This window comes from Streptomyces sp. NPDC058955, from assembly GCF_042741435.1.
In the GTDB taxonomy this organism is placed as follows: domain Bacteria; phylum Actinomycetota; class Actinomycetes; order Streptomycetales; family Streptomycetaceae; genus Streptomyces.
Genome location: NZ_JBHYKM010000018.1, coordinates 80,251 through 89,751, shown reverse-complemented (window position 1 = coordinate 89,751; position 9,501 = coordinate 80,251). Strand labels below are relative to the sequence as shown.

The following is a 9,501-nucleotide window of genomic DNA, read 5'->3' as shown; positions in this document are numbered from 1 at the left end:
CCCCCCCCCCCCCCGGGGGGGGCGGCCCCCCCCCCCCACCCCGTGGACGTGGAACGGGCCGGTCAGCGCGACGGCCCCGCCGTCCCGGCCGGGGAACCAGAACCGGCGCCACACCACCGGGGACTCCGCGCCGGGGTCGAGGAGCAGCGACCCCTGCCGGAAGCGCCGCCCGTCCCGTACGAACGCGGACACCTCGCGCGCCTCGCCCCCGCGCAGCGCCGTCATGTCGGCCTCGGCACGACCCCCGTCCCCTCCCGGGACCGTGTCGAACAGTCTGCCGGGGCTCCGGAGTACGTCCAGGAACGTCACCGTGCCCGCGGCCCGTCTGACGGTGCGTCGCCCCACTCTTCCCCCGATCGTCGAGGCCGGAGTATCGGCGCCCTGACGGGAGCCTGACAGGATGGTCGGATGCCGTCCTCGCCCTCCCTCCCGGATGCCTGGCTCCGGGGGGTCGCCGCCAACCCCGCCGCCCCGTCCGACGTCCTGATCCGCCTGCTCGCCCCCGCCGGGCGGCCCGCCTGGGAGGCCCTCTGCCGGGAGCGGGACCTTCCCGAGGACGTCGTCGACGCGGTGGTCGCGCACCCGGACGTGGCCGTCCGCCGCGCGTTCGCCCGCAACCCGCACGTCGAGCCCGCCCAGCGGGGCAGGCTGGTGCGCGACCCCTCCGGCCTCGTGCGCGCCGACCTCGCCGGTGGTCCCCGTCCGCGCCTCCGCAAGGTGCGGCCCCTGCCGGACGCCGTTCTCGAAGCCCTCCTGACGGCGGAGGAGGCGGGGGAGGACGGGAAGGTCACGGCGGCCGAGGTCGCCGGCGAGCTGCCCTTCTCGGGACAGATCCCGCTGTCCTTCTGGCGCGGGCTCCACGCGCACCCCCATCCCGGGCTCCGGCGCATGGGGGTGGGCAACATGTGGGACGGGCTCGGCCCGGCGGAGCGCGCGGCCCTGCTGGCCGATCCGGATCCCGACGTGCGGGCCGCGGCCGCCGCGCGGACGAGGGAGGCGGACCCCGCCGCGATGGAGGCCGACCTCCCGGAGCGGGACTGTCACGGCCGGACGCATCTGCTCGTCCACCTTCCCGTCACCGACGCCGTGGCCGAGGCGTGTCTCGCAGCCCGGCGCGACCTGTGGTCGCTGGCGCAGAACCGCCACACGCCGTCCGCCGCCGTCGTCCGCCTCGCCCGCGACCCGGACCCGCGGGTCCGGGAACGCGTGGCGGCCAGGGCCGACGTGGACGCCGCGCTCCTGGCGGAACTGGCCGAGGACCCGCACGAGTCCGTCCGGACACGGGCCGTGCTGCACCCCTTGCCGCGCACCTGGGCCGAGCGCGACGCCATCGACTGGCTCGGCGGCGCGGAGCACGACGGTCCGATCGGGGAGGTGCCCGCCGAGCCCGCCGCGAGCTGGTTCGCGCAGTGCGCCGGGTCCGAGCACGCGATCCTCCGCCGGGTCGCCGCGAGCCACGCCGCCCTGCCCGCCGAACTGGTCGGACGGCTGGCCGAGGACCCCGACCCCGAGGTGCGGCACAAGCTCGCCTGCCGTCACCCCCTGGCGCCGCCCGAGCTCGTCCTCGACACCTTCGTCGCGTGCCCCGAGCAGCGCCGTCACCTGCTGACCCTGCCCCAGCTGCCCCGCACCGGCCTCCAGCACCTCCTCGGCCACGACGATCCGGAGGTCCGGGCCCTCGCCGCCGCCGACCCGAGCCTGGAGCAGGCGCCCGTACGGCTGCTCGCCGATCCCGACGGGCGGGTGCGCCGCGCGGCGGCCGCCGCCCCGGCCCTGCGCGACGAGGACACCCTCACGGCGCTCCTCGACGACCCGGCGACGGCGGAAGGCGCGGCGGCCAACCCGAACCTGCCCGCCCGCCGCCTCCACGAGCTGCTGGACCTGGCAGGCGTGCCCCGTCCCTCAGCCCCTGAACACTCCCCGCAGGAAGGTTCCTCGTGACGTCTCTCGCCCGTGCCCAGCGGTCGCTCGCCGATCCGTCCGTGCGCCACCCGCTGTGGCCGCCGCTGACCGGCGGGTGCCCGGTGACGTCGACCGAGGAGGTCGCGTACCCGCTGGAGGTGGACTACGACTACGACGCCGTGCCGGCGGACCTCTTCGCGGAGCCCGCCGCGCACGGCCTCGAACGGTGGGCCCCCTTGCTGCCGCCGCTGGCCGCACCGGGGCTCGGGGAGGGGAACACGCCGCTGGTGGAGCTGGCCGACGGCGTGTGGGTGAAGGACGAGTCGCGCAATCCGACATGGAGCCACAAGGACCGGCTCAACCGGGTGGCGGTGAGCGCCGCGGTGGCCTCCGGGGCACGGGGGATCGTGGTGTCGTCGTCCGGCAACCACGGCGCGGCCGCCGCCGCGTACGCGGCCCGCGCGGGCCTGCCGTGCGCCGTGTTCACGTCCCCGCACGCGCCGCCCGCCGTCGCCTCCCACCTGAGGGCCTACGGCGCGACCGTGCTGACCGTCCCGTACGCCTCCGTCCGGCCCCTGATGGGGCGGATCGTCGACGAACTCGGCTTCCAGTCGGTCAGCAGCGTCACGGACTCCGCGCACACCGGGCACCCGTTCGGCCCGGAGGGCTACAAGACGATCGCCTACGAGATCGCGCTCGCGCTCGGGCGGGCCCCTGCCGCCGTCCATGTGCCCACCGGCTACGGCGAGTTGCTGTTCGGCGTGGCCAAGGGCTTCCAGGAGCTGGCCCGGCTGGGGGTGACGGACGCCGTGCCCCGGATGTACGGCGTCGAGCCGGCCGCCGCGGGCGCCCTCACCGAGGCGCTGCGGTCCGGCCGCCCGGCCGCCCGCGTGCCCGTCGGACCGACCGCCGCGTACGCCATCGACTGCGAGGTGAACAGCTACCGCGGGGTGCTGGCCGTCCAGCGCACCGGCGGTGCCGCCCGCACGGTGACGGAGGCTCAGTTCGCGGCGGCTGAGGCGGAATTGGCCGCGCAGGGCATCTGGTGCGAGGTGTCGTCCGCCGCCGGTCTCGCCGGTCTGCGCGCCCACGGTCCGGACCCGGCGGACGAGGACGGTCCCGTCGTCTGCGTGGTCACCTCCAGCGGCTACAAGGACGTGGCGACGGGGCGGGCGCCCGTCGAGCCGATGGACGCCGACTGGGACGCCGTACGGGCCCTCCTGAAGCCCTGATCGCCCGGTCGACGCCCCGACGGGGAAGAACTCCACCCCAGGGCCTCCCCTCCCGCCCCCCGGCCCGCCCTCCCGGCCCGGGCCCCGCCGGAGCGTCGTCGCGGACCGCCGGGCGGCGGAGCGCCGCCCCGGTCCCCGCCGGCCTGCGATGATGTCAGGCATGACCGTCTCTCCGTCCCGCGCCCCGGCGGCCGCCGGCGCCCCGTCGCCGCGCGAGGGCGTGCTGCGCACCGAGCGGCTGGAGCTGCGGCCCGTGCGGAGAGCGGACGTGCCGGCCGTGACGCGGCTCTGGACCGATCCGGAGGTGCGGCGCCACCTCGGCGGGCCGGTCATCGAGTCCGTCGTGCGGATCCGGCAGCGCCGGATCGTCGGCGCGCCCGGCTGCCACGCCGTGGTGCGGGCCGAGGACGGCGTGCTGCTCGGCCTCGTCACCGTGGAGGCGGCAGGGCGCGGGGGCGAGACCGAGGTGTCGTACCAGTTCCTGCCCGAGCACTGGGGGAGCGGGTACGCCCGCGAGGCGGTGGCCGCGGCCGTCGCCCGGGTCCTGGAGACCGCGCCGAGCGTCGTCGCCGTCACCCAGGAGGCCAACCACCGCTCCCGCCGCCTCCTGGAGGCCGTCGGCCTGGAACACGCCGACTCCTTCGTGGAGTGGGACGCCCACCAGGTCCTCTACCGCCGCCGCGCCTGACCCGCCCTAGAGCTTGCCGCCCTCCGCCAGCCGGGTCACCGCGCGCTCCACGCGGGCCGCGCGGGTCTTCGCCGTCCTGGCCTGCCACAGGCCGAGGATCACCAGGTAGCGGTCGGTCTTCCCCAGCGCCTCGAAGGCGCGGGACGCCTCCGGGCGGGCCGCGAGGGCCTCGGCCAGGTCGTCCGGGACCGTCGCGTCCTTCTGGGAGGGGTACGCCGCCGCCCACCGGCCGTCCGCCTGCGCCGCCCGCACCTCCGCGAGGCCCGGCTCGCGCATCCGGCCGTCCGCGAGCAGCTGCTCGACCTGGCGCACGTTGACCTGGGACCAGAGGCTGCGCGGCCGGCGGCGGGTGATCTTCTGGAGGTACGAGCGCTCGTCGCGGGCCTTGCGCTTGCCGGTGATCCAGCCGTACGCGAGCGTCAGGTCGAGGATGTCGTCGGCCGTCGGCGAGGGCAGGCCGCCGCCCTTGCGGCCGAGCAGCAGCCAGATGCCCGGGGAGTCGCCGTGGTGCCCGGCGAGCCACGCCTCCAGCTCGCCGCCGTCGTCGAAGGACAGGACCTCCAGCCCCTCGTCCGTACCGACCGTCTCCACGTCGACCACCTTTCCGAACGTCCGCGCGCCCGTCCGGGTAGCACCCGCACAAGATATTGACACTGGCCGGAGGTCGGCCGTAACTTGCGTGCAACGTCGAACTAACGCGCGTTACTAAAGCGCGTAACCAATGAGTTCCGGCCGGGGGGCCGTAGAGCAGAGGGAGGGGTCACCGTGGCGGCCAACCATGCCCGCAGCGTCACCATGAGCGATGTGGCCCGGCGGGCCGGCGTCTCGCGCACGGCCGTGTCCTTCGTGCTGAACGACCGGCCCGGCGCGGCGATCCCCGACGAGACCCGTCGCCGGATCCTCGCCGCCATCGACGAACTGGGCTACCGGCCGAACGCCGGGGCCCGCGCCCTCGCCGCCCAGCGCAGCGAGTGGTACGGCCTGATCACCGAGATCGTCACCGCCCCCTTCGCGGTCGACGTCATCAAGGGCGCCCAGGACCGCGCCTGGCTCGACCGCAAGTTCCTGCTGATCGCCGCGAGCGAGGGCGACCCGGCCCAGGAGGCCGCCGCCCTCGACAAGCTCCTCGAACAGCGGGTGGAGGGGCTGCTCTACGCCACGACCTGGCACCGCGCGGTCACCCTGCCGCGCGCCGCCCGCGAGGTCCCCACCGTCCTGGTGAACTGCTACGACGCCGAGGGCGAACTGCCCTCCGTCGTCCCCGACGAGGTCACTGGCGGCCACCGCGCCGCCCGGCGGCTCGTCGACGCCGGCCACGAGCGCATCGGCCTGATCAACCTCGACCCCGCCATCCCGGCCGCCGTCGGCCGCCGCGAGGGGTACGAGCGGGCGCTGCGCGAGGCCGGCCTCCCCCTCGATCCCGCGCTGGTCGTCTCCGGCCACGCGACCGCCGACGGCGGCTACACCGCCGCCTGCGAACTGCTCGACCGCGCCGACCGGCCCACCGCGCTCTTCTGCGCCAACGACCGGATGGCGATGGGCGCGTACGACGCCATCAAGGAACGCAGGCTGCGGATCCCGGACGACGTGGCCGTGGTGGGCTACGACAACCAGGAACTCATCGCCGCCTATCTGCGGCCCAAGCTGACCACGCTCGCCCTCCCCTTCGAGGAGATGGGCGCCAAGGGCGTGGAGATGCTGGCCGCCCTCGCAGCGGGACAGCCGCTCGCCACCCGCAGGGTGACGGTCGACTGCCCGCTGCTCGAACGCTCGTCGGTCTGACCGCGAATCAGGCCCGTCGAGTCATCTCGTCCCGTCTTCGTCTGGTGTGTTGAAGAGAGGAAAGAGCCACCATTATGACACCCTCCCCCGTCCGTGGCCGATCTTCCGGAAGGTTCCGCCCCGCCCTGCTCGCGGCCGCCGCCGCGACCGCCCTGCTGCTCACCGGCTGTTCCGGCGGCGCCGGCGCGACCGGCGCCCAGGACACCTCCGGCTCGCAGCTGCTCACGATCCCGCGCGAGGACATGGGCACCTTCACCCGGAACTTCAATCCCTACTCGCCCAAGGCCGCCCCGATGACCCGGGAGGCGGTCTACGAGCCGCTGATGATCCACAACCCGGCCGACGGCAAGGACACCCCCTGGCTCGCCACCTCCTGGACCCGGGCGACCGACGGGAAGTCCGTCACCTTCGCCCTCCGCGAGGGCGTGAAGTGGTCCGACGGCACACCGTTCACCGCCGAGGACGTCGTCCACACCTTCGCGCTCCAGAAGAAGCTCCTCGGCGGCTTCGACTACCTCACGAAGGTCACCGCCGACACCCCGGCGAAGGTGACCTTCCACCTCTCCAAGCCGTTCTCGCCCGCGCTGTACGAGATCGGCGGCCACTTCGTCACGCCGAAGCACATCTGGTCGAAGATCGCCGACCCTGCCAAGGACGTCAACGCCACCCCCGTCGGCACCGGCCCCTACACCCAGGTCGCCGCCTTCCAGGCCCAGTCGTACGAACTCCGCAGGAACCCCTCGTACTGGCAGCCCGCCAAGCAGCGGATCGCCGGCATCCGGATGCTCGCCTTCTCCGGCAACGACAGCGCCAACCTCGCCTTCACCAACGGCGAGGTCGACTGGACGCAGTCCTTCATCCCCGAGATCGAGAAGTCCTTCGTCGCCCGGAACCCGGACAAGAACCACTACTGGTTCCCCACCACCGGCGCGATGATCAACTGGCAGCTCAACACCGCCAAGGCCCCCTTCGACGACCCCGCGCTCCGCAAGGCCCTCAGCCGCGCCGTGGACCGGGAGAAGATCGCCAAGGTCGCCATGAACGGCTACACCGAGCCCGCCGACTGCACCGGTCTGTCGAACGGCTACGACGCCTGGCGCGACGCCGCCGTCGCCGCCTCCTGTGACTGGACCGCGTACGACCCGAAGGCCGCCGCCACCGCCCTCGACGCGGCCGGCTACAAGGCCGGCGGCGACGGGAAGCGCACCCGCAAGGACGGCAAGCCGCTCGCCCTCGACATCTCCGTCGGCTCCGCCTCCTCCGACTGGATCTCGGTCGCCAACATCATCAAGCAGAACCTCGCCGAGGTCGGCGTCACCGCCACCGTGAAGTCCCCCGACTGGTCCGCCGTCGTCGCCTCCTACGAGGACGGCTCCTTCGACAGCGGCATCGTGTGGAGCGGCAACGGCGCGACCCCGTACGAGTTCTACCGCGGCGCCATGTCCCGTACCACCGTCAAGCCCGTCGGCGAGAAGGCCACCGAGAACTACCACCGCTTCGGCGACCCCAGGGCCGACGCCCTCATCGACGCCTTCGCCGCCGGCGACGCCGCGACCCAGAAGGCCAAGGCCGGCGAGCTGCAGAAGCTGTTCGCCGCCGACGCCCCCGTCGTCCCCCTCTTCCCCGGACCCGAGTGGGGCGCGTACACCGACAGCCGCTTCACCGGCTGGCCCTCCGAGAAGAACCCGTACGCGACGCTCTCCAACCGCTCCGTGACCACCGTCCTGGTGCTCACCTCCCTCCAGCCCGTCACGGGCAAGTAACCCCGCGGGGGCGGCCGCCCGTCCCGCCCGGCCCGGCAGGCCGCCCCCGCCCCGCACCTCACCAGGGAGGAACGAGCAGTGCGTCTCGTCCTGCGCAACCTGGGCTTCTATCTCCTCGCCTTCTGGGCCTCCGTCACCCTGAACTTCCTGCTGCCGCGCTTCATGCCCGGAGACCCCGTCTCCCGCATGTTCGCCCAGGCCCAGGGGACGATGCGGCCCGAGCAGATCGCCCAGCTCCAGAAACTCTTCGGTCTCGACGAACGGCCCCTGTGGCGCCAGTACGCCGACTACCTCCACCAGGTCGCCACCGGCGACCTCGGCATCTCCCTCTCCCGCTTCCCGACCCCCGTCTCGGAGGTCATCGGCTCCCAGATCGGCTGGACCCTCCTCCTCGGCGGCACCGCCCTCGTGATCGCCGCCGTCGTCGGCAACCTCCTCGGGGTGCTCGCCGCCTGGCGGCGCGGCGGGATCCTCGACTCCGCCTTCCCGCCGCTGCTCGTCTTCATCGGCTCGTTCCCCTACTTCTGGCTGGCGATGGGCGCCCTCTACCTCTTCGGCGTCACCCTCGGCTGGTTCCCGCTCCGGCACGCCTACGACGCCGGCCTCGTCCCCGGACTCGACGCCGCCTTCCTCGGCAACGTCGCCACCCACCTGGTGCTGCCCGCCCTCACCATCGTGCTCGTCTCCATCGGCGGCTGGATGCTCGGCATGCGCAACACGATGATCGCCACCACCGCCGAGGACTACATCACCATGGCCGAGGCGAAGGGCCTCAGCCCGTCCCGGATCATGTTCCGGTACGCGGCCCGCAACGCGCTCCTGCCCTCCGTCACCAACTTCGGCATGGCGCTCGGCTTCATGGTCGGCGGCGCCCTCCTCACCGAGGTCGTCTTCGCCTACCCCGGCATCGGCTACCAGCTCCTCGCCTCCGTCCAGGCCCTCGACTACCCGCTGATGCAGGGCATCTTCCTCACCATCACGGCCGCCGTGCTGCTCGCCAACTTCGTCGTCGACCTCGTCCACGTCCGCCTCGACCCGCGCGTCCGCGTCCGCTGAGGAGGGGAGCCGCCACCATGTCCGTCCTCGACACCCGGGACGCCACCGTGCCCACCGCCACCCCGGCGCCCGCGCGTCCGGCCCCCCGCCGCGGCCTGATCCGCCGGGTCCTCGCCGACCGCAAGGCGCGCGCCGGGCTGCTGCTCCTCGCCGTCTTCGCCCTGCTCGGGCTGCTCGCCCCCCTCCTCGCCCCCGGCGACCCCGCCCTCATCGGCGACTCAGGCGCCACCCCGCCCTCCGCCGCCCACTGGCTCGGCACCACCGCCAAGGGCCAGGACGTCCTCGCCCTCACCCTGTGGGGCACCCGCACCTCGATGCTCGTCGGCTTCACCGTCGGGCTCGCCGCCACCCTCGTCGCCCTCCTCGTCGGCCTCGCCTCCGCCTACCTCGGCCGGCTCGTCGACGACCTGCTCACCCTCGTCACCAACGTCTTCCTGCTGCTGCCCGGGCTGCCGCTGCTCGTCATCCTGGCCGCCTTCCTGCCGCCCGGCACCGCCACCGTCGTCCTCGTCCTCACCGTCACCGGCTGGGCCGGCTCCGCCCGGGTGCTGCGCGCCCAGGCCGCCTCCATCCGCGGCAAGGACTTCGTCGCCGCGGCCGTCGTCACCGGAGAGCGGCCACTGCGGATCATGTTCCGGGAGATCCTGCCCAACATGGCGTCCGTGGTGATGACCACCGTCCTCGGCTGCGTCCTCTTCGGCATCGGCGCCCAGGCGGGCCTGGAGTTCCTCGGCCTCGGCGACTCCTCCGTCGTCAGCTGGGGCACCAACCTCTACTGGGCCGGCAACGACGGCGCCCTGATGACCGGCGCCTGGTGGGCCTTCGTCCCCTCCGGCCTCTGCATCGCCCTCGTCGCCTTCGCCCTCTCCCTCGTCAACTACGCCGTCGACGAGATCACCAACCCGCGGCTGCGCGCCCGCCGGAAGGAGCGCACATGAACGTCCTCGACGTCCAAGGCCTCACGGTCGAGTACCGCAGCGAGGGCCGCACCGTCGGCGGCGCCCCCGCCGGGGGCGCGAGCTTCGGGCCCGCCGTGGCCGGGGGCGCGGCCCGCGAGTCCGCCCGCGCCCAGGGCACC

The 9,501-nt window shown here is 74.1% G+C and carries 9 protein-coding genes; 7 read left to right on the top strand and 2 right to left on the bottom strand.

Annotation, left to right across the window (positions count from 1 at the left end):
- The coding region (locus ACFW1I_RS10615; RefSeq protein WP_384668474.1) for a hypothetical protein at positions 1–225 on the bottom strand (225 nt) is incomplete at its 3' end.
- A 183-nt stretch (positions 226–408) separates the two neighbouring features.
- On the opposite strand from ACFW1I_RS10615, the gene ACFW1I_RS10610 reads away from it, so the two are divergent.
- From ACFW1I_RS10610 to ACFW1I_RS10600, 3 genes are all read left to right on the top strand, one after another.
- Positions 409–1,941 carry a hypothetical protein gene (locus ACFW1I_RS10610; RefSeq protein WP_384668471.1) on the top strand — a complete coding sequence of 511 codons (1,533 nt, stop codon included), beginning with the start codon at positions 409–411 and terminating at the stop codon, positions 1,939–1,941.
- Positions 1,938–3,134 (top strand): pyridoxal-phosphate dependent enzyme, encoded by a 1,197-nt coding sequence (locus tag ACFW1I_RS10605; protein ID WP_384668468.1) that lies wholly within the window; start codon positions 1,938–1,940, stop codon positions 3,132–3,134. Before ACFW1I_RS10610 ends, ACFW1I_RS10605 begins: the two co-directional genes overlap by 4 nt.
- Positions 3,135–3,294: 160 nt before the next feature.
- Positions 3,295–3,822: a GNAT family N-acetyltransferase gene (locus tag ACFW1I_RS10600; protein WP_384668466.1), complete on the top strand. Its 528-nt coding sequence runs from the start codon at positions 3,295–3,297 to the stop codon at positions 3,820–3,822.
- Positions 3,823–3,828: 6 nt separating this feature from the next.
- Here ACFW1I_RS10600 and ACFW1I_RS10595 read toward each other — a convergent pair whose 3' ends face one another.
- Positions 3,829–4,413 carry a YdeI family protein gene (locus tag ACFW1I_RS10595; protein WP_384668464.1) on the bottom strand — a complete coding sequence of 195 codons (585 nt, stop codon included), beginning with the start codon at positions 4,411–4,413 and terminating at the stop codon, positions 3,829–3,831.
- Between the two features lie 174 nt (positions 4,414–4,587).
- Between ACFW1I_RS10595 and ACFW1I_RS10590 the strand changes: the two genes are divergently transcribed.
- The 4 genes from ACFW1I_RS10590 (at position 4,588) to ACFW1I_RS10575 (ending at position 9,361) form a co-directional block, all read left to right on the top strand.
- The gene (locus tag ACFW1I_RS10590) at positions 4,588–5,604 is read left to right on the top strand and encodes a LacI family DNA-binding transcriptional regulator (protein ID WP_384668462.1); all 1,017 of its coding nucleotides are present in this window, start codon (positions 4,588–4,590) and stop codon (positions 5,602–5,604) included.
- A gap of 74 nt (positions 5,605–5,678) precedes the next feature.
- On the top strand, positions 5,679–7,367 hold the full coding sequence (locus tag ACFW1I_RS10585) for an ABC transporter substrate-binding protein (RefSeq protein ID WP_384668459.1): 1,689 nt from the start codon (positions 5,679–5,681) through the stop codon (positions 7,365–7,367).
- 78 nt (positions 7,368–7,445) lie between these two features.
- Positions 7,446–8,423, top strand: coding sequence for an ABC transporter permease (locus ACFW1I_RS10580; protein ID WP_384668457.1), 978 nt, complete (start codon positions 7,446–7,448; stop codon positions 8,421–8,423).
- 17 nt (positions 8,424–8,440) lie between these two features.
- Complete coding sequence (locus tag ACFW1I_RS10575; RefSeq protein WP_384668454.1) at positions 8,441–9,361, top strand: ABC transporter permease; 921 nt, start codon at positions 8,441–8,443, stop codon at positions 9,359–9,361.
- The last annotated feature ends 140 nt before the right edge of the window (positions 9,362–9,501 follow it).

What these genes read in the sequence shown, in the direction of transcription:
- ACFW1I_RS10610 (WP_384668471.1), top strand. Translation starts at nt 409, where the DNA reads ATGCCGTCCTCGCCCTCCCTCCCGGATGCCTGGCTCCGGGGGGTCGCC.
- ACFW1I_RS10600 (WP_384668466.1), top strand. Translation starts at nt 3,295, where the DNA reads ATGACCGTCTCTCCGTCCCGCGCCCCGGCGGCCGCCGGCGCCCCGTCG.
- ACFW1I_RS10585 (WP_384668459.1), top strand. Translation starts at nt 5,679, where the DNA reads ATGACACCCTCCCCCGTCCGTGGCCGATCTTCCGGAAGGTTCCGCCCC.
- ACFW1I_RS10575 (WP_384668454.1), top strand. Translation starts at nt 8,441, where the DNA reads ATGTCCGTCCTCGACACCCGGGACGCCACCGTGCCCACCGCCACCCCG.